Origin of the sequence: Verrucosispora sp. WMMA2044 (genome assembly GCF_027497155.1) — a bacterium.
Lineage (GTDB): Bacteria > Actinomycetota > Actinomycetes > Mycobacteriales > Micromonosporaceae > Micromonospora > Micromonospora palythoicola.
On the sequence record NZ_CP114913.1, the window covers coordinates 1,894,010 to 1,920,621 of the forward strand.

Genomic DNA, 26,612 nt, shown 5'->3' on the forward strand with positions numbered 1-26,612 from the left:
CATCCTGCCGGTCGGCCTTCACGCCGGTCGGCGGTGCAGCTCCAGGACGCCCCGGTCGAGGACCAGCCGGCCCTGACCGTCGACCGCCTGGAAGAGCGCACCACCCGGCCGCCGCCACACCAGCACGGTGAGGGTGTCGCCGGGGAACAGTGGTGCGCTGAACCGGGCGCTGATCCGGTGGATCAGGTCGGGATCCCCGTCGGCCACCGCGTGCAGCAGCGTCCGGGCGGCGAAGCCGTACGTACACAGCCCGTGCAGCACCGGACCGGGCAGCCCGGCGGCGCGGGCCACGGCCGGATCGGCGTGCAGCGGGTTGCGGTCGCCGCTGAGCCGGTAGAGCAGGGCCTGATCGGCGCGGATCCGGTGATGGGCGGTGTGGTCGGGCTGTCCCGCCGGCCGCTGCCCGGCGGTGACCGGCGCGCGCGGTCCGCCGAAACCGCCGGCGCCGATGACGAACATGGCCCGCTCGACCGTGGCCAGCGGAGCACCGTCGATGCCGTGGATCTCCGAGCGGTGGTGGACCAGGGCCCCGCTGGTCTGGTCGTACACGCCGGTGACGGTGGCGGTGACGCGGGCCTGACCGGCGGGCGGAAGCGGTCGGTGCAGGGTCAGGGTCTCGCCGGCGTGCCGGACGACGGCCGGTTCGCCCAGCCGTGGCGGTTCGGCGGCGAGCAGGGTGGCGAAGGTCGGGAGCGCGGCGGGCCGGTGGCCGGTGGAGTTCTCGGTGGTGAACCGGAGTTCGTCGGTGGGGTCGGCCTGTCCGGCGCCGACGCCGAGGGCGTAGAGGATCGTGTCGCTGACGGTCCACGCCCGCTCGGTCGTCGTTCGCGGGTAACAGTTCGGTGATCGGACGCGGGCCGCCTTCGCCCGTCCGACACGTTCCGTTACTAGATCGGGCGGCGTCGTTTCTGGCCGAGATTTCGGATTCGCCGCATCAACTGGGTTGTTCAGGCACTCCACGGTCGGTGTCTCCTCGATGCGAGGCAAGCGAGCTGGGGCCGCCCGGCCGAATCTGGCTACTGTCTGTGTCGAGAGGCCATTGGCCGAAAGTCTTGACGTTGTAAACCGCCTCACAGTAGCGTCCCATATTAAGCAACCAAGACCACAATATGAGCCGCTGAAGTCTGGGGTAGCCATGAGAATGCGAGTGCGGGCCGCGGCCGCAGCCCTGTTGATGACCGTCGCCGTGGCGGGGTGTTCCGAGAACCAGTCCTCCGGGGAGCCCGACGGCGACACCGCCGCCCCGTCCGCCGCCGTCAACTTCGGTGTCGGCGTCGACCCGGCGTACTCGCCGATCTACCTCGCCAACCAGGAGAACCTCTTCGAGCAGGCCGGCCTCAACGTGACCGTCACCCAGTACCAGGAGGGCACCGGCGGGCTCGACGCCATCCTGGCCAAACAGGGCCAGGTCACCGCTAGCACCGAGTCGAGCCTGCTCAACCGGGCGACCCGGGGCGACATCAAGGGACTCGCGGTGTTCTCCCAGTCGCCCAGCTTCATCAAGCTCGTCGCCCGGTCCGGTATCACCGACGTCGCCGGCATCAAGAAGTACGGCGTCGTGCCGGGGACCGTGAACGAGTACGCCACCAACAAGGTGCTCGACAGCGAGGGCATCAGCCGCGACGCGGTCGAGTTCGTCAACGCCTCGCCCGCCGAGATGCCGGCACTGCTGCAACGCGGCGACGTCGACGGCTACATCATGTGGGAGCCGTGGCCGTCGCGTGGCGTCGCCAACGGCGGCACGGTGCTGCTGACCAGCGGGGACATCGGGTACGTCTACAACCTGATCATCGGCGTGGACGGCGCCTGGTACGAGGCCAACAAGGAAACCGCCAAGAAGGTCGTCGACACCATCGCCGAGGCGTGCGAGCAGATCACCGCCGACCCGGCCAAGGCCGGCACGGTCACCGAGGCGGCGATCAAGGTTCCGGCGGCCGAGGCGCAGTCCCTCCTCGAGGGCGTGCAGTGCCAGGTTCGGGACTTCACCGACGAGGACATCGCCCGCTACAACGAGATCGCCCAGTTCCAGCAGGAGAGCAACATCGTGGACCAGAAGGCCGACCCGGCGGCGGTCATGGTCAGGGGAGTGGTGTGAACCGCTCCGGCTCCCCGGTGTCCGTACGCGACGTCGATATCCGCTTCGACGACTTCGTGGCGGTCCGCCAGGCGAACCTGGACATCGCCGGTGGGGAGTTCGTCTGCCTGCTCGGCCCGAGCGGCTGCGGCAAGTCGACGCTGCTCAACGCGATCGCCGGATTCGTCAAGCCGGTCGGTGGGGAGGTGACCTGCGCCGGCGCGCGGGTCACCGGCCCCGACGTGTCGCGCGGCGTGGTGTTCCAGAGCGCCGAGGCCCTCTTCCCGTGGCTGACCGTACGCCAGAACGTCGACTTCGGTCCGCGCATGCGCGGCGTCGGCAAGGCGCAGCGAGCCAGCGCGGTGGACCGCTACCTGGCCATGGTCGGACTCAGCCACAGCGCCGACCGGTTCCCCGGCCAGCTCTCCGGTGGCATGCGCCAGCGCGCCCAGCTGGCCCGGGTGCTGGCCAACGAACCGTCGGTCGTGCTGATGGACGAGCCGTTCGGCGCGTTGGACGCGCAGACCCGGCTGGTGATGCAGGTCGAACTCGACCGGATCTGGCGGGAGACCGGCGCCACCATCGTGTTCGTCACCCACGACATCGGCGAGGCGATCCTGCTCGGCGACCGGATCGTCACCATGACCGCCGGTCCGGCGGCGGCGATCAAGAACGTCTACCCGTGCGAGCTGCCCCGGCCCCGCGACCTGACCGACCCGGCGAGCGCCGCGCTGTTCCGTCGGTTGCGCGAGGACATCGGCGCCGAGGTGGCCCGGACCCTGCGCGCCCAGGGCCTCGACGAGGGGCACGACGGGCCGGATGCCGGGCAGGACGCCAGCGGCAACGGCGGCCGGGCCGCCGACGATGACAGGAGGACGCGACGATGAGCGTGGACGTCCGTACCGTCGCGGAGCGGACCGCCCGGGCCGAGCCCGGTCCGGCCCGTCGACGCCGGACCCGCCCCCGGCTGACCCGGGTCGGGCTGTCGGTCCTGTCGGTGGCACTCGGCATCGTCATCTGGGACCTGGTCAGCCGCAACTACACCGCGTTTTTCCTGCCGTCACCGTTGCTCACCTGGCGCGGCGCGGTCGAGCTGGTCCAGGACGGCACGCTGTGGAGCTCGGTGAGCGCCTCGTCGACCCGGATCCTGACCGGTTGGGGACTGGGCGTGGTGATCGGCGTACCGGTCGGGCTGCTGATGGGCTGCGTGCCGTGGCTGCGGCTGATGCTGGACCCGTACATCCAGTTCTTCCGGTTCGTGCCGCCGATCGCCTTCGTCACGCTGGCGATCATCTGGCTCGGTCCGGGCGAGGCGTCGAAGGTCGCCCTGATCTTCTACACGACCGTCTTCATCGTCGCGCTCAACACGCTGGCCGGGGTCCTGTCGGTCGACGAGCTGCGGCTGCGGGCGGCCCGGGCCCTCGGCGCCGGTCCGGCCCGCACCCTGGTCTCGGTGGTGCTGCCCTCGACCGTGCCACACGTGGTGACCGGCGCTCGGCTGGCCATGGGCAACTCCTTCCTGACGATCGTCTCCGCCGAGATCGTGGCGGCGCAGAGCGGCCTCGGTTCGCTGATCTGGACCGCCCGCAACTACGCCAAGACCGAGTGGGTCTTCGTCGGCATCATCGCCCTGGGCGTGCTCGGCTACCTCTTCGACTGGATCCTGCGGGCCGTCACCAGCAGAACCCTGCGCCGCTACGGCGTCACCTTCTGACCGGGCCGCCCCCGGCGACCCGGCCACGTCCCGCCCGACTCGGCGCACCCACCACTACCGAAAGGCTCGCCATGCTGTGCATCGGCGTCGACATCGGTGGCACCTTCACCGACGTCATCGTGTACGAGCCGGCCACCGCCCGGCTCGCCGAGGCCAAGACCCTCTCCACACCGGACGACCCGGCGGCGGCCATCTTCGAGGGCCTGGCCAAGCTCGGCGTACGCCTCGACGAGGTCGACCGATTCGTCCACGGCACCACCCGGGTCACCAACGCGCTGCTGGAAGGGTCCGGCGAGCCGGTCAGCGTGGTGGCCACGGAGGGCTTCCGTGACGTGCTGGAGATGGGGTTGGGGCACCGGCCGCAGCTCTACAGCGTCAAGGAGGTGGGGCGGGCGCCGTTGACCCCGCGTCGGCTGCGGCACGTGCTGCGGGAGCGGATCGGCGCCGACGGCAGCGTGGTGCGGCCGCTGGACACCGCTGACCTCGACGCCGTGCTGGACCGGGTGGCCGCCGCCGGGCCGAAGGCGGTCGCCGTCTGCCTGCTGCACTCCTACCGCAACCCGGCGCACGAGCGGGCGGCGGCGTCCCGGCTCGCCGAGCGCTACCCCGGTCTGGTCTGCACGATCTCCTCCGACGTCGTGCCGGAGCAGGGCGAGTACGAGCGGTTCACCACCACCGTGCTCAACGCGAGCGTCCGGTCGACGGTCGCCGACTACCTGCGCGGGCTCGGCACCACGCTCGCGGCCGGCGGCTACGCCCAACCTCTGTCGATCATGACAAGCAGCGGTGGGATCGTCTCCACCGAGGAAGCCGGCCGGCTGCCGATCAACCTGGCGCTGTCCGGTCCGGCCGGCGGAGTGGCCGCCAGCGTCCACGTCGCCGGACTGGCCGGCTATCCGAACGTGATCACCTGCGACATCGGTGGCACCAGCACCGACGTCTGCCTGATCAAGAACGGCACCCCGTTGATGACGAACGACGGGAAGATCGCCGGCTACCCGAACCGCACCTTCCAGGTCGAGATCAACACGATCGGTGCCGGCGGCGGCTCGATCGCCTGGCGGGACCTGGGCGGTGAACTGCGGATCGGACCACGCAGCGCCGGCTCGACCCCCGGCCCCGCCGCGTACGGCCGGGGCGGCACCGAGCCGACGACCACCGACGCGCACCTGGTCGTCGGCCACCTCGACCCGCGGCAGAGCCTCGGCGGCGAGGTACGCCTCGACGTGGCCGCGGCCCGGGCCGCCGTGGGCCGGCTCGCCACCGAGTTCGGCCTCGACGACCTGGCACTGGCCCACGGCATCATCACCATCGCCACCACCAAGATGACCAGTGCGATCAAGGAGATCTCGGTCGCCTGCGGTCACGACCCTCGGGACTTCGTGCTGATGCCCTTCGGCGGTGCCGGCCCGATGCACGCCACCGTGCTCGCCGACGAACTGGGTATCCGCCGGGTGCTGGTGCCACCGGTGCCGGGCAACTTCTCCGCGCTCGGCTTCGTCACCGCCCAGGCCCGGCACGACTACGTGCGTACGGTGCTGGTGCCCGCCGACGAGGCGGGGCTGGGCGCGGTACGCGCCGTGGCGGCCGAACTGCGTGACGTCGCGCGGGCACAGCTCAAGGCGGAGGACGGTGTCGAACCCGATCAGGTCACCTTCGGCCTGTCGGTCGGCATGCGGTTCCGGGGGCAGTCCTTCGACCTCGCCGTACCCGTCGAGGAGGTGCCGGCGACCGCCGAGGAGCTTGTGGCGATGTTCCACGCCGCCTACGCCGAGCGGTACGCGTACGCCCGGTCCGGGCACCCGGCCGAGATCGTCAACTGCCGGCTGACCGCGTTCGGTCCCCGACCCGCCGTCCGCTTCGCGCCCCCGGCCGGTGCGACGCCTCGACCCGGAAGCACCCGGATCTACGGTTCGGACGGCTGGGTCGACGCCACCGTCTGGCGGCGTACCGAGCTGACCACCGGCGGCGCGGTGCAGGGCCCGGCGGTCATCCGGGAGAACGGCAGCACGACGGTGGTCGGCGCCGGCTGGACCGCCGGCGTCGACGACCACGGAAATCTGCTGCTCGTCAAGGAGTGACCCGGTGATCCCCTTCGCCCTCGACGCCCTCGTCCTGGACCGCGCCGCCCGGGAAGCGGACCGCCCGCTGTACGCCTTCGACGAGCGGAACGAACCGGTGTCGGCGGGTGAGTTCGCCGACCTGGCCGGCCGGGCAGCGGCGGTGCTGGCCACGCTCGGGGTCGGTCGTGGCGACCGGATCGCGGTGTGGGCCGAGAACAGCCTGGGTTGGCTGGTCCTGCTCGCCGCCGCGGCGTGGCGGGGTGCCGCGCTGGTGACCCTGCATCCCGGCCTGAGCACCCCGGAGCTGAGCGCGGCGCTGGCCCGCAGCCGTCCGCGTCGGCTGTTCGTGGCCAACCAGGTCCGCGACCGCGACGGCCCGGCCACCGCCGCGCAGGCCGTCGCCGGGCTGCCGCCGGCCAGCCGTCCCGACGGCTGGTACGCCTTCGGCGACGACCTGGCCGTACTGCCCGGCTGGACCGACGCGGCCCCGGCCCCGGCGGTGACCCCGGACGCCACCCTGAACATCCAGTTCACCTCGGGCTCGACCGGTCCGGCCAAGATGGTCTCGCTCAGTGCCCGCAACCTGATCGTCAACGCGCGGTGGACGGCCGACGCCGCCGGACTCGGCGCCCGCGACCGGATCGCCTCGCCGCTGCCCCTCGCGCACGCGGCCGGTCTCGGCAGTGGCGCCGTGCTGGCCCTGGTCACCGGGGCGCTGTGGGTGTCGGTCCGCCGGTTCCGGTCCGGCCCGGTGCTGGCCCAGGTCGCCCGGCACCGGTGCACCGTGCTCCAGGCCGTACCGACGATGGCCACGATGCTCGCCGACACCGTCGAGGCCGAACCGGACCGGTTCGACCTGTCGTCACTGCGGGTCGGCTTCCTCGGCGGGGCGCCCTGCGCGCCGGCGCTGCTCGCCCGGACCCGGCGGGTGCTCGGGCTGGACCGCGTCGCCGTGATCTACGGGCAGACCGAGGCCGGACCGACGATAAGCGTCGACCCCGGTGACGGAAGCTGCGGCGACCCGGGCGAGACGGTCGGCCGGATCGTGCCGGACCTGTGCGCCGTCGTCGTCGCCCCCGGCACCCGGACCGAGGTGCCCGCCGGCCGACCCGGTGAGCTGCTGGTGCGCGGCGAGTCGGTGACCGCCGGCTACGTCGACGACCCGACCGCCACCCGCGCCACGGTCACCTCCGACGGCTGGCTGCGCACCGGGGACCTGGGCGCGCTCGGCGCCGACCGGATCTTCACCCTCACCGGCCGGGTCAAGGAACTGATCATCCGAGGCGGCGAGAACGTCAGCCCGGCGGAGGTGGAGGCGGTGTTGCTCGACGATCCTGCCGTGGCCCAGGTGTGCGTACTGGGCGTGCCGTCGCCACGGTGGGGCGAGGAGGTCGGTGCCCTCGTCGTCGCCGTCGCGGGCACCGAGATCGACCCCGACCGGCTCACCGGGGTGGCGACCGCCCGGCTGGCCCGGCACAAGGTGCCGACGCTGATCCGTACGGTTCCGGGCCTGCCACTGCTGCCGTCCGGCAAGGTCGACCGGCGCGCCGCGCTCGACCTGCTCGCCGGTGAGGAGGACCGCTGATGCAGCTCGGCTCGTGCTTTCTGGACTCGTTGACCGTCACCAGTTTCTTCGGCAACGCCGAGATGCGTGGGATCTTCAACGACCGCCAGCTCATGCAGTCCTGGCTCGACGTCGAGGCGGCCCTGGCCCGTGGCCAGGCCGGCCTCGGCCTCATCCCGTCGGCGGCGGCTCAGGCGATCACCGACGCGGCCCGGCTCGACCGGCTCGACACCGCGGTGCTCGCCGCCGGGGCCGCGGACACCGTGCACCCGCTCGTGCCGCTGGTCCGGGCGCTGACCGACGCCTGCTCCGGCGACGCCGGCCGCTACGTCCATCTCGGCGCCACCACGCAGGACGTGATGGACACCGGCTTCGTGCTGCGCGCCCGGGCCGGCCTGGACGTCGTCCAACGCCAGGTCGACGACCTGGTGCGGATCCTGCGCCGGCTGGCCCTGCGCCACCGGGCCACCCCGATGCCGGCCCGCACCCACGGCCAGCAGGCGCTGCCGACCACGTTCGGCCTGCGCTGCGCGGTGTGGCAGAGCGAGCTGCAACGGCACCGGGCCCGGCTGGCCCAGCTGCGCGAACGACTGCTGGTGACCAGCATGGGTGGGGCGGCCGGCACGATGGCCGGGTACGGACCGCAGGCGTTCGCCCTGGAACGCGCGGTGGCCGACGAACTCGGTCTCGGTGTCGCGGACACCCCGTGGCACGCCACGTCGGACCGGTTCGTCGAGTGCCTGATGGTCCTCGGGCTGGTCGCCGCCAGCGCCGAGAAGCTGGCCCGGGAGGTCTACTTCCTCGGTCGTACCGAGGTCGGCGAGGCGTACGAGCCGCAGCGGGCGACCCAGGTCGGCAGCAGCACCATGCCGCACAAACGCAACCCGATCCGGTGCGAGGCGGTGATCGCCGCCGCCGGTACGCTGCGCGCCCAGGTGCCGCTGGCCCTGCAGACCATGGTCGCCCAGGACGACCGCGACATGGGCGTCGGCATGACGCTGTGGAAGCTGCTGCCGGAGTGTTTCATCCTCATCGGCGGTGCCCTGGAACGGCTGATCGAGGTCTTCGGTGACCTCGGCGTCAACCCGGACCGGATGCGGTCCAACCTGGACATCACCGGCGGGCTGGTGCTGTCCGAGGCGGTCATGCTCCGCCTGGCCGAACCGCTGGGCCGCGAGCAGGCCCACCACCTGGTGATGCGGATCGTCCGCGACAGCCTGGAGCAGAACCGGCCGTTCGCCGAGGTGCTGCGGGCCGATCCGCAGGTGGCCGCCGCCCTGCCCGGCACCTCCCTGGCCGGGTTGCTCGACCCGGTGTCGTACGTCGGCCATGCCGCCGCGCTGGTCGACCGAGCCCTTCTGACCTCGGAGTCAACATGACAGGTGACCAGTCCGTGCTGGTGCACCGCTCGGGCCGGTTGGCCCGGGTGACGCTGCACCGGCCGTCCCGGCGCAACAGCTTCGACCTGCGCATGCTCGCCCGTCTCGAGGACGTGCTGCACGAACTCGGCCGCGACCGCACGGTCGAGGTGGTGGTGCTCACCGGCGACGGCACGGTGTTCTGCGCCGGCACCGACCTGCACGAGCTGGCCGGCCTCGACGCCGAGACCACCATGTACGTCCAGCGGCGCACCGCCGAGCTGGTGGAGCGCTGGTACCGGCTGGAGCAGACCACCGTCGCGGCCTTCAACGGCCCGGCGATCGGCTCGGGCGCCGTCCTCGGGCTCGCCAGTGACCTGCGGGTGGCCGCCGACAGCGCCTACTTCACCTTTCCGGAGGTGACCTTCGGCATCCCGCTGACCTGGAGCGGCATGGCGATCCTCGCCGATCTGGTCGGCGCCGACCTGGCCAAGCGCTGGCTGCTGCTCGGCGAGCGGGTGGAACCGGCCGACATGCTGGCGCTGCGCCTGGTCACGGCCGTCGTCGACGTCGACGGACTGCCGGCCGCCGTCACCGGCATCACCGACCGGCTGCTCGCCACTTCGGCGGTCGGCCGGTCGATGACCAAACGTGCCGCCCGGCTGGCCGGTCCACGGTTCGACGCGGTGGCCAACGACTCGTACCTCGGCGCGCTGAGCGTGGCGCTGCGCCCGCCCGGCGGCTACCTGGACGGGGGTGCGCGGTGAAGGTCTTCGAGGCGATCGCCGACGCGGTGGTCGCGCACGGTGTCGACACCGTCTTCGGCCTGCTCGGCGACGCCAACATGTTCCTCGTCGCCGACCTGGTGAACCGGCACGGTGTGCGGTTCGTCGCGGCGCGCAACGAGAACGCCGCGGTGATGATGGCCGACGGGTACGCCCGCACCACCGGCCGGTGCGCGGTCGCCACCGTCACCCAGGGGCCCGGGCTGGCGGTGGCCGGGGCGGCGCTGACCATCGCCCGGCAGGCCCGCACCCCGTTGGTGCTGATCGCCGGCGACACCCCGCCCGGCGACCCGCTGCACGTGCAGCACTTCGACCAGCAGCCGTACGCGTTGGCCACCGCGGGCACCTTCGTGCCGGTCACCGCCGCCCGGACCGCGGTCCGCGATGTCGGGTTGGCGTTCCGGGCGGCCCGCGAGCTGCCCGGCCCGGTCGTGTTGAACGTGCCGATCGACCTCGCCGACGAGGCGGTGCCGGCCGGCGCGGTCGTGCCGGTGCCGGTGCCACCCCGGGCGCCGCGACCGCTCGGGCCGAATTCCGACGACGTCGACGCGCTGGCCCGCCGGCTACGTACGGCGCAACGCCCGGTGCTGCTCGCCGGCCGGGGCGCCGAGTCGGCCGCTACCGCGATCCGGGAACTCGCCGACCGCAGCGGGGCCCTGCTCGCCACCACGCTGATGGCCGCCGGCCTGTTCACCGGGCACCCGTACGACCTCGGGGTGGCCGGCGGGTTGTCGCGCCCGCTGACCCGGCGGGTGCTGGCCGGGGCGGACCTGGTGGTCACCTTCGGCGCCGGGCTCAACCGGTGGACCGCCGACCACGGTGCCCTCTTCCCGGACGCGGTGGTGGTCAGCGTGGACGTCGACCCGGCGGCGATCGGGGCCCGCTGGCCGGTGGCCGCCGGTGTGCTCGGCGACGCGGGTGAGACGGCCCGGGCGGTGTCGGCGGTGCTGGCGCCGGTGCGCCGGCCGTGCTGGCGCAGCACTGACCTGTCGGCCGAGTTGGCGGCCGCCGACCCGTTCGCCGGCCTGGCCGTCGAGTCCACGGCGGACCGGATCGACCCACGCGCGTTCATCCGGATCTGCGCCGGCCGGCTGCCGCGCGAACGGACCACCGTCGTGGGCGTCGGTCACTTCGGCGGCTGGCCCAACCTGCTGCTCGACTCGGCCGCCACCGACCGGTCGTTCGTCGCGCCCTGGGAGTTCGGCAGCATCGGCGTCGGGCTGCCGTTCGCGGTGGGTGCCGCCGTGGGTCGTCCCGACCGGCCGGTGGTCGCCTTCGAGGGCGACGGCAGCCTGCTCACCGGGCTCGGCGAGTTGGACACTCTGGCCCGGGTCGGCGCGCCGGTGCTGCTGGTGCTGCTCGACGACGCCGCGTACGGCGCGGAGGTGCGCAAGCTCGCCCCGCGCGGGGTCGACCCGGACCTTGCCCGGTTCCCCGAACGGGACCTCGCCGCGGTGGCCCGCGCGCTCGGGGTGCCGGCGTGGACCGTCACCGACGAGGCGGGCGCGCAGGCCGCCTTCGACGAGGTGCTGCCGCTGACCGGGCCGGCCGTGCTGCACGTGCGGGTACGCCCCGACGTGGTGCAGGAGAAGTTTTGACCGGGTCAGTCGCCCCAGACGTCGCCGAAGCCGTACCCGAGCTGCCGGGACAACTCGTCGGCGGTCCGGCAGGCCGCCGCGGCGAGTTCCGCCACCCGTGCCTCGTCGAGCCGGAAGATCGGGCCGGACACGCTTATCGCGCCGGTGACCCGGCCGTGGCGGTCGCGGACCGGCGCGGCCACGACCCGCAGTCCCTCCTCGCTCTCCTGGTCGTTGAGGGCCCAGCCCTGCTGCCGGACGGTCGCCATCCGGGCGACGAACGTGTCCAGGTCGGTGATCGTGTTGGCGGTCAGGGCGGTGAACGGTGCGCTGGCCAGCGTGCTGCGCAGGTGCGCCTCGTCCTGGTCGATCAGCAGGGCCTTGCCGGCGGCGCTGCACCACAGCGGGATGCGGCGGCCGAGCCGGGAGACGAGCTGCAGGTTGCGGGTGCCCTGCACGACGTGGATCGAGATCGCGTCGAGGCCCTCCAGGACCGACAGGTTGACGCTCTCGCCCTCCTCCTCGGCCAGCCGGTGCACCAGGGGGCGGGCGACGGCGTGCAGGTCGAGGCCGGCGAGGTAGCGGGCGCCGAGTTCGAAGACGGTGACCCCGAGGCGGTAGTTCCCGTTCTCCTCGTTGCGCTGCAGGAAACCGGCGTCGGCGAGGGCGCGGAACAGCCGGCTGGCGGTCGACTTGTGCAGACCGAGTTCGCGGCTGACGTCACTGACCTTGCGCTCGGTGTCGGTGCCGCGGAAGGCGAGCAGCACGTTGAGCGCGCGGTCCAGCGCCTGCGTGCCGGACTCGCGGGGGGCCGGTCCGTCCTCCGGGCCGGGGTCAGTGGCGTACGACATCTTGCTTCCCACCCTCTCGGTTGCTAGGTTTCATAATATAACCCTAGGACCACAATATGGTCCAGTCCACCGGGATCGAGCCGGAACCAGCGAGGCATCCGCATGACTGTGAACCCGATCGACCTGGAAGTCGTCACCGAAGGTCTCATCTCGATCGTCCGGGAGATGCGACAGACGATCTTCCGTACGGCGCACTCGCCGGTGATCGCCGACGCGCAGGACTTCTCCTGCGCGCTGTTCGACCCGCAGGGTCAGATGGTCGCCCAGGGCCGGGACATGCCCGGTCACGTCATCGCCATGCCGGCCTCGGTCGCCGAGATCTTCGCCGACTTCGCCGACGAGATGCGCCCCGGTGACCTCTACATCGTCAACGACCCCTACCGCGGCGGCAGCCACCTCAACGACGTCACCCTGATCAGCCCGGTCTTCGTCGACGGGAAGCTCTTCCTCTTCCCCTGCGTACGCATGCACTGGGCGGACATCGGCGGGATGACCCCCGGCAGCGTCTCCGGCCAGGCCACCGAGATCCTCCAGGAGGGGCTGCGGATCCCGCCGATCAGGCTGATCGAGCAAGGTCGGCCCAACCGGGCCGCGTTCGACATCGTGTTCGCCAACGTGCGGATGGCCGAGGAACGCCGCGGCGACCTCGAATCCAGCATCGCCGCCTGCCACACGGCCGAACGCCGGCTGCGGGAACTCGTCGCCCGGCACGGCGTCGACCTGATCGGCGAATCCGTCGCGGCCAACATGGACCGGACCGAGCAGCGGCTGCGCGCCATGATCCGGGCCCTGCCCGACGGCACCTACCGCTACGAGGACTACCTTGACCTCTACACCGACGGCCGGTACGACGCCGCCATCGTCCGCTGTGCGCTCACCGTCGACGGCGACGAGATCGAGGCCGACTTCCGCGGCTCGTCGGGCCAGGTGGCGGCCGTGGTGAACTCCTCGCGGGCGATGACCGTGGCGGGCGTCTTCATCGCGGTCAAGTCGGCACTGGACCCCGGTGGCCTGGTCAACCACGGCGCGTTCCGGCCGCTGCGGGTGCTCACCGAACCCGGCACCGTCGTGCACGTCAGCTACCCGGCCCCGGCCAACGCGCACAGCGAGGTCCGCAAGCGGGTCATCTCGGCCGTGATGGCCGCCCTCAGCCAGGTGGCACCCGACCTCATCGCCGCCGACCAGTTCGGCACCACCTTCCAGAACCTCATCGGCGGCGTTGACGAGCACACCGGGCGGCCCTACCTCTACTACGACTACCCCGCCGGTGGCAACGGCGGATTCCTCGAATCCGACGGGCCCAGCGCGATGAACCCGGTCGACCTCGGCGACATCTCCACCATCCAGTCCGTCGAACGGCTGGAGACCGAGATCCCGATTCTCATCGAGGCGTGCGAGCTGCGGACCGGCTCGTGCGGCGACGGGGTACGTCGCGGCGGGCTCGGCAGCCGCCGGGAAACCCGCCTGCTGGCCAGCGGTGGCGCCTACTCGGTGCAGACCGACCGGACCACCGTCCCGCCGTACGGGCTGCGCAACGGCGGACCCGGCGCACCGACGGTGACCCACATCCGGCGCGCGGACGGCGAGCGCGTCGACTTCGCCACTCCCGGCAAGGTCGCCGGCTTCCCGATGCGCGCCGGTGACGTACTGGTCATGGAGTCGGCGGGCGGTGGCGGCTGGGGCGACCCGCTGGAACGGCTGCCCGAGGACGTCGCCGAGGACGTCGCCCAGGAGTACCTGACCGTCGTCGAGGCCCGGCGGCGCTACGGCGTCGAACTCGACCCGGCCGGCGACGTCGACGCCGCCGCGACCGTCGCCACCCGGCAACGGTTGCGCGACGAACGGCGCTGGCTGCGGACCACCGTCACCGCCAACCCGGCCTACACCGGGCAGCGGGGGCGGCGACGTCTGGCGTACGTCGCCGCCGACAGCGACCTCGCCGAGGGCACCCTCGTCGAGGTGCACGGCGCACACCCGGCCCCGCTGCGGGCCTGGATCCGGCACGACGCGGCACTGGCCGCTGACGAACTCGCCCTCGACGACGACGGGCTGCGGATTCTCGGCACCGCCCCGCACGACCGAACCTACGTGCGGGTGCTCGCCGGGGAAGGATGGTCATGAGCAAGGTCTTCCGGGTGCCGCTGCCGCCGACCCGGGGCGGCGCCACCACCGCCGCACGGGCACCACAGCCGACCGCCACCCCGCCGCGCTGCGGCATCGTCGCCGGCTGCCTCAGCCCACACCCACCACACCTGATCTACGCCGAGAACCCGCCGCAGAACGAGCCGCGCTCCACCGGCGGCTGGGAGACGCTGCGCTGGGCGTACGAGCGGCTGCGGACCCGCATCCGTGAGGTGCACAAACCGGACGTGCTCATCGTGCACGCCCCACACTGGATCACGATGGTCGGTCACCACGTCAACTGCGTACCGAACCCGCGCGGCATCTCCGTCGAGCCGATCTTCCCGCACATGTTCCGCTACCGCTACGACTTCCGTACCGACGTCGAACTCGGTGAGGCGATCGCCGACGAGGCCGCCGGACTCGGACTTGTCACCCGCACGCTGCGCGACCCCCGGGTACGCGTCGACTACGCCACCATCGGCGCGCTGCACCTGGCGAACCCGGCCTGGGACATGCCGGTGGTCTCGCTGTCGGCCAACAACAACCCGTACTTCTACTCCGACGCCTCGCTGGAGGAGATGGAGGTGCTCGGCGAGGCCACCCGGCGGGCGGTCGAGGCCACCGGCCGGCGGGCCGTCCTGCTCGCCTCCAACTCGCTGTCGCACCTGCACTGGCACGAGGAACCGGAGCTGCCCGAGGACATGGAACGGGAACACCCGTACAACAACCACCAGTACCGGTGGGACATGAAGCTGCTGGAGGCGATCCGGTGCGGGCCCACCGCACCGTTGCGCGAACTCATCCCCGAACACATCGAGGCCACCGCCTCGGAGACCAAGGCCGGCAGCCTCACCTGGATGCTCGCCGCGATGGGCTGGCCCAAGGTCGGCGGTGACGTGCTCGGCTACGGCACCATCATCGGCACCGGCAACGCGGTGGTGGAGTGGCTGCCCGAGGGGAGCCACCATGGCTGACCGGACCGGGATCCTCGCCGGGGCGCTGCTGCCCGGCATGCCCCAACTGCTCGCCGACCAACCGGCACCGAGCTGGTCGGCGCTCGCCGACGCGGCCCGGGACGTCGGTGCCCGGCTGCGCCGCCTCGAACCCGACGTGGTGCTGCTGCTGTCGACGCAGTGGTTCACCGTCCTCGGTCACCAGTTCCAGTGCGACCCCAACCCGCGCGGCCAGCACGTCGACGAGAACTGGTACGCCTACGACTACGGCCTGCTCGACTACGACCTGCGGTTCGACGTCGACTTCACCGAACGGTGGGCCGCGCGGGTGCAGGCCGGCGGAATGCAGGCCCGGCGGACCCGCTACGACGGGTTCCCGATCGACACCGGCACCATCGTCACCTCCGCCCTGCTCGATCCGGAGCGAAAACTGCGCTGGGCGCAGGTCTCCTGCAACCTCTACGCCGACGCCGAGACCCTCGCCGACGTGGGTCGGGCCGGTGCCGCCGCCGCCCGCGACGCCGGCCTGCGCGCCGCCGTCGTCGTGGTGACCGGGATGTCCTCCGGGCTCATCCAACAGTGGATCGACCCCGGCCAGGACCGCATCGGCGCACCCGGCCACGAGCAGTGGAACACCCGGATCCTCGACCTGCTCACCGCCGGCAAGGTCGACGAGGTCCTCGCCGTGCGCGAGGAATTCGCCCGGCAGGCGCAGGCGGACAGCCAGTTCCGGGCACTCGCCTTCGCCACCGGTGCCGAGGCGGCCATCGGTCCGGCGCACCTGCACGCCTACGGCCCGATCTGGGGCACCGGCGGCGCCGTCGTGTCCTGGAACCTGCCAGACCACCACTAGAGGAGAGAGCATGCGGAACATGGCCGTGGGCTTCGTCGAAGCCGAAGGTTTCACCCCCATCTTCGACGCCGTCGACGCGATGGTGAAGGCCACCGAGGTCGAGGTGACCAAGGTGGTCCGGCTCGGCGGCGGGATCGTCGCCGTCGCCGTACGCGGTGACCTCGCGACCGTCGAGGAAGCCGTCGACATCGGCGAGGAGACCGCCCGGGCCAAGAGCCGATCGGTGCGTTCGATCGTCTTCGCCAGCCCCTGCGACGCCGTCAGCGCGCTGGCGGCCGACCCCCAACTCGTCGGCAACTGACCCACCGGTAAGGAGAATCAGACATGTCCTCCGACATCGCGATCGGAATCGTCGAGACCCGCGGCGTCGTGGCCCTCTCGGCCGGCATCGAAGCCATGATCAAAACCGCGGACGTACGGTGCGTCGGCGTCGAACGGGTCACCAGCGGCTACCTGGCCGTCGCCGTACGCGGCACGCTCGCCGCCGTACGGCAGGCCGTCGCCGCCGGCGAGACCGCCATCCGCGCCCACGGCGAGCTGCGCAGCTCGCAGGTCTATCCCAAGCCGCACCCGAACACTGCGGCGCTGCTCGACAACCCGGAAACCGCCCGGATCCGTGAGGTCATGGCCGCCCTGCCCGGAGCGAGCTGATGGTGCTCGGTGAGGTCGTCGGCAAGGTGTGGGCCGACCGGATCCTGCCGTCGTTGCAGGGCCGGCGGCTCGTCCTGATCCGGGTCCGGCCGGACGGCCCCGACCTGGTGGCGGTCGACCCGCTGAACGTCGGCGTCGGCACCACCGTGCTTGTCGTCACCGACGAGGCCGCCGCCGCGGTGGCCGGCGAGCCCACCGTGGACGCCGCTGTCGTCGCCCTGGTCGCCGAGACCGGGACCGCCGAGGCCGCCGACACCGCGTCCATCACCGCCTGACCGAAAGGTACGCCTGATGACCGACGGGCTCTGGTCCCCCAGCCTGCTCGCCGGCCGGCCGGCCGGCGAGCCGACCGTGCTGCCGAACTTCGTCAACGGCGAGTTCGACACGTCCGGCCCGCACTTCGCAAAGGTCTCCCCGGTCACCGGAGACACCATCCGGTACGTCGCCGAGGCCGACGAGTCCACCGTGGACGCCGCCGTCGCCGCGGCCCGGTCGGCGCTACGTGGACCGTGGGGTCGGATGGGGGAGCGGGAGCGGGCTGCGGTGCTGTACCGGGTCGCCGACGAGCTGGAGCGTCGGTTCGCCGACCTGGTGGCGGCGGAGGTCGGTGACACCGGCAAGGCGATCACGCAGGCGCGGACCCTCGACATCCCACGCGGCGCGGCGAACTTCCGGACCTTCGCGGAGATCGTCTCGACCGCGCCGACGGAGTCGTTCACGACGGCGACACCGAGCGGCGGACGGGCGCTGAACTACGCGGTGCGCAAACCGGTCGGCGTGGTGGCGGTGATCGTGCCGTGGAACCTGCCGCTGCTGCTGTTGACGTGGAAGGTCGCCCCGGCGCTGGCCTGCGGTAACGCGGTGGTGGTGAAGCCGTCGGAGGAGACGCCGTCGTCGGCGACGTTGCTGGCGGAGGTGATGGCGGCCGCCGGGGTGCCCGACGGCGTGTTCAACGTCGTGCACGGGTTCGGGCCGGGCTCGGCGGGGGAGTTCCTGACCCGGCACCCGGGAGTGGACGCGATCACGTTCACGGGCGAGTCGGCGACCGGCGGTGCGATCATGCGGGCCGCAGCCGACGGGGTGAAGGCGGTGTCGTTCGAACTGGGTGGCAAGAACGCCGGTCTGGTCTTCGCGGACGCGGACCTAGATACTGCGGTCGCCGGCTCGGTCCGGTCGTCGTTCACCAACGGTGGTCAGGTGTGCCTGTGCACGGAACGGCTGTTCGTGCAGCGGCCGGTGTTCGACGAGTTCGTGACCCGGCTGGCGAAGCGGGCCGACGAGTTGGCGTACGGCTGGCCCGCCGACGAGGCGACGGTGACCATGCCGCTGATCTCCCACCAGCACCGCGACAAGGTGCTGGGCTACTACGACCTGGCTCGCGCGGAGGGTGCCACGGTGCTCGCGGGCGGCGGTGTCCCCGAGTTCGGCGACGCCCGCGACGGCGGCGCGTACGTCCAACCGACCGTGCTGACCGGCCTGAAGCCCGACGCCCGGGTCAACCGGGAGGAGGTCTTCGGTCCGCTCTGCCACGTGGCGCCGTTCGAGGACGAGGACGAGGCGTTCGCGCTGGCCAACGACAGCGAGTACGGCCTGGCCGGCACCGTGTGGACGCGGGACGTCGGCCGGGCGCACCGGGCCGGTGCGCGGATCGACGCGGGGATCGTGTGGGTGAACACCTGGTTCCTGCGGGATCTGCGCACGCCGTTCGGTGGTGTGAAGGCGTCGGGCGTCGGCCGCGAGGGCGGCGTCCACTCGCTGAACTTCTACTCGGAACTGACGAATGTCTGTGTGGATCTGTCATGACTGATGTCGCCCGGGCCGCGGCCCTGCTGCGCGCCGCGTACGAGACCGGGAAACCCGTGCCGCCGCTGCGCGGCGAGGTGCTGCCGACCGGGGATGTCGACGCGGCGTACCAGGTGCAGCAGGCGCAGGTCGTCGCGTGGGAGGCGGCCGGCCGCCGCCGGGTCGGCGCGAAGGTCGGCCTGACGTCCGCGGCGGTGCAGCAGGCGTTCGGCGTCTTCCAGCCGGACTTCGGGGTGTTGTTCGCCGACATGGCTGTCCCGGACGGCGCCGAGATCGACCGCGGTCGGCTGCTGCAACCTCGGGTGGAGGCCGAGGTCGCGTTCGTGCTGGGTGCGGACCTGCCGTTCGAACAGGTGACGGTCGCCGACGTGATCCGGGCGACCGACCACGTGCTGCCGGCGATCGAGGTCGTGGACTCCAGGATCGCGGGCTGGGACATCTCGATCGTGGACACCGTCGCCGACAACGCCTCGTCGGGCCTGTTCGTGCTCGGTGACCAGCCCCGCAGGCTGTCGGACGTGGACCTGCGGCTGGCCGGGATGGTGCTCGAACACGCGGGCGAGCCGGTGTCGGTGGGGGCCGGTGCCGCCTGCCTCGGCAATCCCGTGCACGCGGTGGCCTGGTTGGCGCAGACGCTGGCCGTCGCGGGCGCGCCGCTGGTCGCCGGCGACGTGGTGCTGTCCGGGGCGCTCGGGCCGATGGTGCCGGTCACCGCCGGCGCGTCCTACGAGGCACGGATCTCCGGCCTGGGTTCGGTCCGGGCCTGCTTCGAGGTGGGGGAGACGGCATGACCACGGGCGTGGCGGTGATCGGGTCGGGCAATATCGGCACCGACTTGATGATCAAGGTGTTGCGGTTGTCGGAGTCGTTGCGGATGGTGGCGATGGTCGGGGTCGATCCGAACTCCGACGGCCTGGCCAGAGCCCGCCGGCTCGGGGTGGCCACCACCGCCGACGGGATCGACGGGCTGCTGGCGATGCCGGAGTTCGCCGACGTGCGGGTGGTGTTCGACGCGACGTCGGCAGGGGCGCACCACCGGCACGCCGCGCTGTTGCGGGAGCACGGCCGGCTGGTGGTGGACCTGACCCCGGCCGCCGTCGGCCCGTACGTGGTGCCGCCGGTGAATCTGGACGAGCATCTGGACGAGCCGAACGTGAACATGGTGACCTGTGGCGGTCAGGCCACCGTCCCCGTCGTCGCGGCGGTCGGCCGGGTGACGCCGGTGCGGTACGCCGAGATCGTGGCCTCGATCGCGTCCAGGTCAGCCGGTCCGGGGACGCGGGCGAACATCGACGAGTTCACCGAGACGACGGCACGGGCCATCGAGGTGGTCGGCGGTGCCCACCGCGGCAAGGCCATCATCGTGTTGAACCCGGCGGAGCCACCGATGATCATGCGGGACACGATCTACTGCCTGTGCCCCGACCGGGACGTGGACCGGGCGGCGGTCGCGGCGTCGGTCGAGGCGATGGTGGCCACCGTCGCCGGATACGTGCCCGGCTACCGGCTGAAGCAGCGGGTGCAGTTCGACGAGGTCGACGCGTACGTGCCCGCGTTGGGTGCCCGGTTCGCCGGGGTGCAGGTGTCGGTGTTCCTGGAGGTGTCCGGAGCCGGGCACTACCTGCCGGTGTACGCCGGGAACCTCGACATCATGACCTCGGCCGCGCTGCGCACCGCCGAGCGGATGGTGGCCTCCCGGGTCGGACGGGAGGTGTCCGCGTGAGCGGGCTGTACATCCAGGACGTGACCTTGCGCGACGGCATGCACGCCGTACGGCACCAGTTCACCGTCGACCAGGTCCGGACCATCGCCGCGGCCCTCGACGCGGCCGGTGTCGCGGCGATCGAGGTCGCGCACGGTGACGGCCTGGCCGGGTCGAGCGTGAACTACGGGCACGCAGCCGCCTCCGACGCGGACTGGATCGCCGCGGCGGCGGAGACGGTCACCACCGCGAAGCTGACCACCCTGCTGCTACCCGGCATCGGCACCATCGCCGACCTGAAGGCCGCCCGCGACCTGGGGGTGACAAGCGTACGGATCGCCACGCACTGCACCGAGGCGGACATCTCCGCCCAGCACATCGGGTGGGCGCGCGACAACGGCATGGACGTGTCCGGATTCCTGATGATGGCGCACATGACCGACCCGACGGCGCTCGCGCAGCAGGCGAAGCTGATGGAGTCGTACGGCGCCCACTGCGTCTACGTCACCGACTCCGGTGGCCGGCTGCTGACCCGGGACGTCGCCGAGCGGGTCGACGCGTACCGGCAGGTGCTCGACCCGGGCACGCAGGTCGGTATCCACGCCCATCACAACCTGTCCCTCGGCGTGGCGAACAGCGTCGCGGCGGTCGAGCACGGCACCACCCGGGTGGACGCGTCCCTGGCGGGGCACGGCGCGGGTGCCGGGAACGCGCCGCTGGAGGTCTTCGTCGCCGTGGCCGACCTGCACGGGTGGGACCACGGCTGTGACGTGTTCGCGCTGATGGACGCCGCCGACGACCTGGTCCGGCCGATGCAGGACCGACCGGTCCGCGTCGACCGGGAAACGCTCACCCTCGGCTACGCCGGGGTCTACTCCAGCTTCCTCCGGCACGCCGAACGGGCGTCGCAGCGCTACCGGGTCGACGTCCGGTCGATCCTGGTCGAACTGGGTCGCCGCGGCATGGTCGGCGGGCAGGAAGACATGATCGTCGACGTCGCCCTCGACCTGGCGACCGCCACCACCGGCACCGGAGGAAACCGATGAGCACCGTCGACCAGTTCGCCGTACGCCTCGACGACGCGGTGACCAGCCGCATTGCGATCCCGTCGTCGGGTGCCGGGACCGGGCTTGACGTGCCGACCGCCTACCGGGTGCAGCAGGCGGTGGTCGACCGCCGGCTGGCCCGTGGCGAACGTGCCGTCGGGTTGAAGCTGGGGCTGACCAGCCGGGCCAAAATGACGCAGATGGGCGTCGACGAGGTCATCTGGGGCCGGCTCACCGACGCCATGCGGATCCCGGACGGCGGCACCGTCAGGCTCGACGACCACATACACCCGAAGGCCGAACCGGAGGTCGCCTTCCTCGTCGAGGGCGGTGCCGTCACGGCGGTCGCCCCGGCGATCGAGGTCATCGACTCCCGGTACGTCGACTTCCGCTTCACGCTGCCCGAGGTCATCGCCGACAACACCTCGGCCAGCGGCTTCGTGCTCGGCGCCTGGCAGCCGATACCGGACGGCATCGACAACCTCGGCGTGCTGCTAGAGGTCGACGGGCGAGCGGTCCAGGTCGGTTCGACGGCCGCCATTCTCGGCGATCCCCGCCGGGCGCTGTCGGACGCCGTCCGGCTCGCCGACGTCAACGGTGTGGACCTGGCCGACAACTCGATCCTGCTCGCCGGTGCGGCGACGGCCGCCGTACCGTTGCGCGCCGGATCGTACGTGCGGGTCACCGTCGAGCGGCTCGGCACGGCGTCGCTGCGGGTCGGGTCGTGACCGACGGCGGCGAGGCGACCATGCGCCACGAGGGAGTCGTGCCGGGCATGGCCACGCCACGCGGCCGGTTCCCGCACGTCAAGCTCGCCGGCGACCTGATCTTCGTCTCGGGTACGTCGAGCCGCCGGCCGGACAACACGATCGCCGGCGCGACGGTGGACCCGATGGGCGTCACCGACCTCGACATCCGCGCCCAGACCCGCGCCGTCATCGACAACATCCGCGACATCCTGCACTCGGTCGGAGCGGACCTCACCGACCTCGTCCAGCTCACCACCTACCTGGTCAACATGAACGACTTCGGTGGCTACAACGAGGTCTACGCCGAGTACTTCGACGAGACCGGCCCGACCCGCACCACCGTCGCGGTGCACCAGTTGCCGCACCCGCACCTGCTGATCGAGATCCAGGCGGTCGGCCGGCGTCGGTCCTGACCACCGCCGGTCCGCGGCGCGACCCGAGGTAGTGGATACCATCATCCTAGGATGCCTTAGCGGTTGTGGGTGGTGTCACGCCAGGTGGCGCAGACCGGGATACCTGCGCGAAGTTGGGCCGGGGCACGGCAACGGGTCATCCGCGACGGCCGGAAGGGGCGGTGGCGCGGCCCTGGGTCCAGGCACCAAGCTGATCTCCAGTGGCAAGCGGAGGAGCGCTGATGACGTCACGACCCGGCATGCAGCGGGCGCTGATCGCCGCCGTCCAGGTGCTCGGCCTGGCGGTGTGGTTCTCGGCCTCCGCCGTGGTGCCGGCGCTACGCGAGTCGTGGCAGATCAGCGCCGCCGCATCCGTCTGGCTGACCGCGTCAGTGCAACTCGGCTTCGTCGCCGGTGCCGTCACCTCCACCGTGTTGAACCTGGCGGACCGGATCAGGCCACACCTGTTGATGGCCGGCAGCGCGACGCTCGCCGCCGCCTGCACCGGCGTGTTCGCCCTCACCGTCGACGGGTTGGCCGGGGCCATCCCGCTGCGCTTCCTCACCGGGGTCTTCCTGGCCGGGGTGTACCCGGTCGGCATGAAGCTGACCGGGTCCTGGGCGCCGCCGGCCCGCCGGGGGCTCGCGTTCGGCGTCATGATCGGCGCGTTGACCCTCGGCTCGGCGCTGCCGCACCTGATCGGCGGGCTGGGCGACCTGCCATGGCGCGGCGTGATGGGCACCGCGGCCGGCTGCGCGCTGCTCGGCGCGGTGCTGGCCGTGACCCTGGTGCGGGAAGGTCCGCAGTTCGCCCCGGGCACGCCGCCACGCCCGCACCCCCGGTACGCCCTGGCGATGTTCGGCCAGCGTGGTCCCCGCCTGGTGAACCTGGGCTACTTCGGACACATGTGGGAGCTGTACGCGCTCTGGACCTGGCTGCCCAGCTTCCTGATCGCCGGCACGGCGGCCCGGACCGGTGACGGCGACGCGGACGTCAGCCTGCTCGCGTTCCTGGCCATCGGGGTCGCCGGGGTCGCCGGATGCCTGGTCGGCGGCTGGGCCGCCGACCGGTTCGGGCGACCCCGGGCCGCGTTCACCGCCCTGGTGGTCAGCGGCGCCTGCTGCCTGGCCTCACCCCTGTTCTTCACCGCGCCGCCCGGCGCCGTCGTGCTGCTGGGTGTGGTGTGGGGTGCCGCGGTGATCGCGGACTCCGGCGTCTTCTCGACCGCCCTGAGCGAGGTCGCCGACAAGCGGTACGTCGGCACCGCGCTCACCGCGCAGACGGCCATCGGTTTCGCCCTGACCGTCGTCACCATCCAACTCGTTCCCGTCCTGGCCGACGCGGTCGGCTGGCGCTGGGCGTTCCTGCTGCTCGCCCCGGGCCCGGCCGTCGGCGCGCTCGCGATGCGCGCGTTCGGCCGCCAGCCCACCCGCGCCTGAGCGAGTCGCCCACTCCGAGCGGAGGCGGGGTGACACCCTCGACCGGATCATGTCGAACCACGCCGGTGGGGGCCACCGGGGCAGCCGAGCGCACGCCGCACTCCGGCAATCGGTACGAATCAGAGTTCGGCTGAGGTCGTTTCGCGCAGAATGACCGGGTGAGCGCTCCACCGCAGCTGCGCCGGTCCCGTTGGCTCAGGCCGGTCATGCCCGGCTCTCGGGTCACCCGATTGGAGCTCTTCTTCGACCTGATCTTCGTCTTCGCGTTTCTCAACGTGGCCGGCCTGGTGTCCGTCGAGGTCACCACGCAGGCGGTGCTGTCCGGCGTGGTCGTGCTGGCTCTGCTCTGGTTCTGCTGGACGACGTTCGCCACGCTGGGCAACCTGGTCCGCGCCGACTACGGACTGCTGCCGCTGCTCGGGTTCGGCGTCATGGCCGCCGCTTTCGTGCTGGCCATCGCCATCCCCCAGGCGTTTCTCAACCAACCGGACGACCTGACCGGTCCGGTGGTGTTCGCCGTCGCCTACCTGGTCCTGCGCGGGCTGACCCTGGTCACGTTCCTGTACGCGCTGAGCGCCGCCGACCGCAACCGCCGGCAACTCGTGGTGATCAGCGTTCCGGCGGTGGTGGCGGCAGTGCTTGTCGGGTTGGCGGCCACCGCGAGCAACTGGGCACCGGCCGAGGCCGTCGTCGACGTGCGTCTCGCGCTGTGGGTCGCCGCCCTGCTGGTCGAGTACTCGGTCGGACTGTTCCTGCCGTACGCCCGCTGGGCCGTCGCCTCGGCCGGGCACTGGGCGGAGCGGCACTCGCTGATCGTCATCATCGCCCTCGGGGAGGCGGTGATCTCGCTCGGGCTCGGTCCGGGCCGGTTCGACCGACTCGCCCTGACCGCGCCGGTGATCACCGGGGCCGTGCTCGGTATCGCGTTGCTGGCGACGCTGTGGTGGCTGCACTTCGACACCCTGCTGCCGAGCGTCGAGCAGGCGATGCACGGCACCCGGGGCCCGGAGCGGATCGCCCTGGCCCGCGACGTCTTCTCCTACCTGCACTTCGTGACCATCGTCGCGATCGTCGGGACCGCCCTCGGGCTGAAGCTCGTCCTCGAAGTCGTGGCCATGCGCGAGGCCGAACCGCTGCCCTGGCCGGCCGTGTCGGTCCTGTATGGAAGTGTCGCTCTCTATCTCTTGATGGGGGTGGCCGTCGCGGCGCGTACGTTCCGTCGGCTGCGCGCCACCGCCCTGGCTGCGGCGGTCGTCGTCAGCCTGCTGGCGGTGCCGGCGGCCGCGCTGACCCCCCTCGTGGCGCTGGCCGCGCTGGTCGCGGTCTGCGGTGTCCTCGTGGTGATCCAGCGATACAGCGCCGCTGACGCGCGGGCGCGGATCAAGGCGTCGGTCCACGCGGAGGAACGGGTGGTCGAGGAGGCCACCAGTGAGTGGCGCCGCCAACATCTCTGACCCGGCAGCGCTGATCCGACGTCGAGCCCACGGCGACGACGCGCGCTGCGGTCACGACCCGATCGAGGGCGACGCGCCCGAAGAGGGTGATTTGGTGGCGATCTCGGGGGTACCCGGTCAGGATGGCACGAGCACCTTCGCCGGAGGACATCTACGACAGCGCCCGCGCCGAGGGCGAGCGGCGACTGTCCAGCAGCGCTCTGGAGCAGGCCTCCACCGGGTTCATCGCCGGGGTCACGATAGTTTTCGGCATCGTGGCGCTGGGCGTGGCCCGGGAACTTGCCGCACCCGACTTCGCCTCCGGCGTGGGGCAGCTTGTCGGCGCGCTGGCCTTCGGCGTCGGTCTGGTCTTCGTGGTGGTCGGGCGCACCGAGTTGTTCACCGAGAACTTCTTCGACCCGGTCGCCGCCGCGGTGGCCCGTCGGCGGCTCGTCGCGCTGTGGCCGTTGGCCCGGCTGTGGTTGCTGGTGCTCGTCATGAACTTCGTCGGCGGGGCGGTGATGGCCGCCGTGTTCACCGTCCACGGCACGCTGCCCGGTCGCGCCCACCACACCCTCGCTCTGGTGGCCGAGGAGATCGCCGCCAAGGATGGGCTGGCGACCTTCACCCGGGGCATCGCCGCCGGCACCCTGTTGACCCTGCTGTCCTACCTGCTGCACGCCGTCGGATCGGCGGGCAGCCGGATGCTGCTGGCGTACGTGGTGGGGTTCTTCCTCGCCCTCGGCCCGTTCGACCATGTCGTGGTCTCCGGGCTGCAGCTGCTGTTCGGTATCTGGCTGGGCGCCCCGGTCTCCTATCCGGATCTCGGGCTCAACATCGTCCTGTCCGGTGCCGGAAACCTCCTGGGTGGCCTGCTCCTGATGACCCTGACCCATGCTGTCCAGGTCAAGGGCAGCGGCCGAGGTCGGTGATCGGCCTGTCCCGTCCCACGCCGTCGCCGGCACCACGCACGGGCGCGGGCAGTTGTCGGGGGCGGCTGCTCGGCCGGTGTCGACCGCCGGGCGCTCACCCGCTCAGCTGCTGCCCCAGGGCGTGGTCGGTTGCAGGACGGCTTCCTGCAGGGCGACGGTTCGCCAGGTGGTGACCTGCTGGTACTCCGGGTCGGCGACCATCCGGCTGAACGCCGCGCGGCTGGGATACCGCACCAGCAGCACCGCGTCCCACTCCTGGCCCTGCTCCGCGACCAGGGCCGGCCCGCCGTCACCGGCGTAGAGCACCTTGCCGCCGTACCGGGGGAGAAAGGTCTCGCGCAGCGCGGCGGCGTACCGCTCGTACGATTCCCGCCCACCGTCGGCGAAGCGCAGCAGGTTGAGCATCACCACGGGCGCCTCGGGGTCGGTGGCGAGGAACTCCTTCAGATCCTGACCGGTCGGGTCGACGGCCATGTTCGCGTCCTTCCTGCGAGGGTGGCGACATCAGACCACAGAGCTCGGTGACGGGGAAGCCACCGGACGACCCGG

26 protein-coding genes are annotated in these 26,612 nt (G+C 72.0%); 23 read left to right on the top strand and 3 right to left on the bottom strand.

Going from position 1 to position 26,612, the window contains the following annotated elements:
• Nucleotides 1–18 precede the first annotated feature (18 nt).
• On the bottom strand, nt 19–960 hold the full coding sequence (locus tag O3597_RS08505; RefSeq protein ID WP_281603764.1) for a MaoC/PaaZ C-terminal domain-containing protein: 942 nt from the start codon (nt 958–960) through the stop codon (nt 19–21).
• A 175-nt stretch (nt 961–1,135) separates the two neighbouring features.
• Between O3597_RS08505 and O3597_RS08510 the strand changes: the two genes are divergently transcribed.
• From O3597_RS08510 to O3597_RS08545, 8 genes are all read left to right on the top strand, one after another.
• Nucleotides 1,136–2,095 (top strand): ABC transporter substrate-binding protein, encoded by a 960-nt coding sequence (locus O3597_RS08510; protein WP_164449014.1) that lies wholly within the window; start codon nt 1,136–1,138, stop codon nt 2,093–2,095.
• Nucleotides 2,092–2,961 (top strand): ABC transporter ATP-binding protein, encoded by an 870-nt coding sequence (locus O3597_RS08515; protein WP_281603765.1) that lies wholly within the window; start codon nt 2,092–2,094, stop codon nt 2,959–2,961. Before O3597_RS08510 ends, O3597_RS08515 begins: the two co-directional genes overlap by 4 nt.
• Entirely contained in the window at nt 2,958–3,788 is an 831-nt protein-coding gene (locus O3597_RS08520; RefSeq protein ID WP_164449013.1) for an ABC transporter permease, read from the top strand. Before O3597_RS08515 ends, O3597_RS08520 begins: the two co-directional genes overlap by 4 nt.
• A 71-nt stretch (nt 3,789–3,859) precedes the next feature.
• Entirely contained in the window at nt 3,860–5,869 is a 2,010-nt protein-coding gene (locus O3597_RS08525) for a hydantoinase/oxoprolinase family protein (protein WP_281603766.1), read from the top strand.
• A 4-nt stretch (nt 5,870–5,873) separates the two neighbouring features.
• The gene (locus O3597_RS08530) at nt 5,874–7,436 is read left to right on the top strand and encodes a class I adenylate-forming enzyme family protein (RefSeq protein ID WP_281603767.1); all 1,563 of its coding nucleotides are present in this window, start codon (nt 5,874–5,876) and stop codon (nt 7,434–7,436) included.
• Nucleotides 7,436–8,794 carry an adenylosuccinate lyase gene (gene purB, locus O3597_RS08535; RefSeq protein ID WP_164449010.1) on the top strand — a complete coding sequence of 453 codons (1,359 nt, stop codon included), beginning with the start codon at nt 7,436–7,438 and terminating at the stop codon, nt 8,792–8,794. The genes O3597_RS08530 and purB overlap by 1 nt, the downstream gene beginning before the upstream one ends.
• Nucleotides 8,791–9,540 carry an enoyl-CoA hydratase/isomerase family protein gene (locus O3597_RS08540; RefSeq protein ID WP_166458957.1) on the top strand — a complete coding sequence of 250 codons (750 nt, stop codon included), beginning with the start codon at nt 8,791–8,793 and terminating at the stop codon, nt 9,538–9,540. Before purB ends, O3597_RS08540 begins: the two co-directional genes overlap by 4 nt.
• The gene (locus O3597_RS08545) at nt 9,537–11,156 is read left to right on the top strand and encodes a thiamine pyrophosphate-binding protein (RefSeq protein WP_281603768.1); all 1,620 of its coding nucleotides are present in this window, start codon (nt 9,537–9,539) and stop codon (nt 11,154–11,156) included. The genes O3597_RS08540 and O3597_RS08545 overlap by 4 nt, the downstream gene beginning before the upstream one ends.
• A gap of 5 nt (nt 11,157–11,161) precedes the next feature.
• On the opposite strand, the gene O3597_RS08550 is transcribed toward O3597_RS08545, so the two are convergent.
• Entirely contained in the window at nt 11,162–11,986 is an 825-nt protein-coding gene (locus tag O3597_RS08550; protein ID WP_166458956.1) for an IclR family transcriptional regulator, read from the bottom strand.
• Between the two features lie 102 nt (nt 11,987–12,088).
• Between O3597_RS08550 and O3597_RS08555 the strand changes: the two genes are divergently transcribed.
• The 15 genes from O3597_RS08555 to O3597_RS08625 all read left to right on the top strand — a co-directional run bounded on the left by O3597_RS08555 (nt 12,089) and on the right by O3597_RS08625 (nt 26,063).
• The gene (locus tag O3597_RS08555) at nt 12,089–14,107 is read left to right on the top strand and encodes a hydantoinase B/oxoprolinase family protein (protein WP_164449008.1); all 2,019 of its coding nucleotides are present in this window, start codon (nt 12,089–12,091) and stop codon (nt 14,105–14,107) included.
• A complete protein-coding gene (locus tag O3597_RS08560) occupies nt 14,104–15,084 on the top strand; it encodes a tRNA U-34 5-methylaminomethyl-2-thiouridine biosynthesis protein (protein WP_281603769.1) in 981 nt (326 codons plus the stop codon). The genes O3597_RS08555 and O3597_RS08560 overlap by 4 nt, the downstream gene beginning before the upstream one ends.
• A complete protein-coding gene (locus O3597_RS08565; protein ID WP_164449006.1) occupies nt 15,077–15,916 on the top strand; it encodes a 2-amino-5-chlorophenol 1,6-dioxygenase subunit alpha in 840 nt (279 codons plus the stop codon). Before O3597_RS08560 ends, O3597_RS08565 begins: the two co-directional genes overlap by 8 nt.
• A gap of 10 nt (nt 15,917–15,926) precedes the next feature.
• Complete coding sequence (locus tag O3597_RS08570) at nt 15,927–16,217, top strand: BMC domain-containing protein (RefSeq protein WP_093408679.1); 291 nt, start codon at nt 15,927–15,929, stop codon at nt 16,215–16,217.
• Nucleotides 16,218–16,240: 23 nt separating this feature from the next.
• Nucleotides 16,241–16,567, top strand: coding sequence for a BMC domain-containing protein (locus O3597_RS08575; RefSeq protein WP_164449005.1), 327 nt, complete (start codon nt 16,241–16,243; stop codon nt 16,565–16,567).
• On the top strand, nt 16,567–16,842 hold the full coding sequence (locus tag O3597_RS08580; RefSeq protein ID WP_164449004.1) for a EutN/CcmL family microcompartment protein: 276 nt from the start codon (nt 16,567–16,569) through the stop codon (nt 16,840–16,842). The genes O3597_RS08575 and O3597_RS08580 overlap by 1 nt, the downstream gene beginning before the upstream one ends.
• A gap of 16 nt (nt 16,843–16,858) precedes the next feature.
• Nucleotides 16,859–18,370, top strand: a complete 1,512-nt coding sequence (locus tag O3597_RS08585; RefSeq protein ID WP_164449003.1) for a 2-hydroxymuconic semialdehyde dehydrogenase — start codon at nt 16,859–16,861, stop codon at nt 18,368–18,370.
• Nucleotides 18,367–19,161, top strand: a complete 795-nt coding sequence (locus O3597_RS08590; protein WP_281603770.1) for a fumarylacetoacetate hydrolase family protein — start codon at nt 18,367–18,369, stop codon at nt 19,159–19,161. The genes O3597_RS08585 and O3597_RS08590 overlap by 4 nt, the downstream gene beginning before the upstream one ends.
• Nucleotides 19,158–20,093, top strand: a complete 936-nt coding sequence (locus O3597_RS08595) for an acetaldehyde dehydrogenase (acetylating) (RefSeq protein ID WP_164449001.1) — start codon at nt 19,158–19,160, stop codon at nt 20,091–20,093. Before O3597_RS08590 ends, O3597_RS08595 begins: the two co-directional genes overlap by 4 nt.
• Entirely contained in the window at nt 20,090–21,118 is a 1,029-nt protein-coding gene (gene dmpG, locus O3597_RS08600) for a 4-hydroxy-2-oxovalerate aldolase (RefSeq protein WP_164449000.1), read from the top strand. Before O3597_RS08595 ends, dmpG begins: the two co-directional genes overlap by 4 nt.
• A complete protein-coding gene (locus O3597_RS08605; RefSeq protein ID WP_281603771.1) occupies nt 21,115–21,846 on the top strand; it encodes a 4-oxalocrotonate decarboxylase in 732 nt (243 codons plus the stop codon). Before dmpG ends, O3597_RS08605 begins: the two co-directional genes overlap by 4 nt.
• A 20-nt stretch (nt 21,847–21,866) precedes the next feature.
• Nucleotides 21,867–22,280, top strand: coding sequence for a RidA family protein (locus O3597_RS08610; protein WP_164449131.1), 414 nt, complete (start codon nt 21,867–21,869; stop codon nt 22,278–22,280).
• Nucleotides 22,281–22,501: 221 nt separating this feature from the next.
• Nucleotides 22,502–23,698, top strand: a complete 1,197-nt coding sequence (locus tag O3597_RS08615) for an MFS transporter (protein ID WP_164448998.1) — start codon at nt 22,502–22,504, stop codon at nt 23,696–23,698.
• 158 nt (nt 23,699–23,856) lie between these two features.
• Nucleotides 23,857–25,152: a low temperature requirement protein A gene (locus O3597_RS08620; protein WP_281603772.1), complete on the top strand. Its 1,296-nt coding sequence runs from the start codon at nt 23,857–23,859 to the stop codon at nt 25,150–25,152.
• 122 nt (nt 25,153–25,274) lie between these two features.
• Nucleotides 25,275–26,063, top strand: a complete 789-nt coding sequence (locus O3597_RS08625) for a formate/nitrite transporter family protein (RefSeq protein WP_281603773.1) — start codon at nt 25,275–25,277, stop codon at nt 26,061–26,063.
• Between the two features lie 102 nt (nt 26,064–26,165).
• Here the strand turns inward: O3597_RS08625 and O3597_RS08630 are convergent, their stop codons facing one another.
• On the bottom strand, nt 26,166–26,537 hold the full coding sequence (locus O3597_RS08630) for a DUF1330 domain-containing protein (protein ID WP_164448995.1): 372 nt from the start codon (nt 26,535–26,537) through the stop codon (nt 26,166–26,168).
• Nucleotides 26,538–26,612 lie beyond the last annotated feature (75 nt).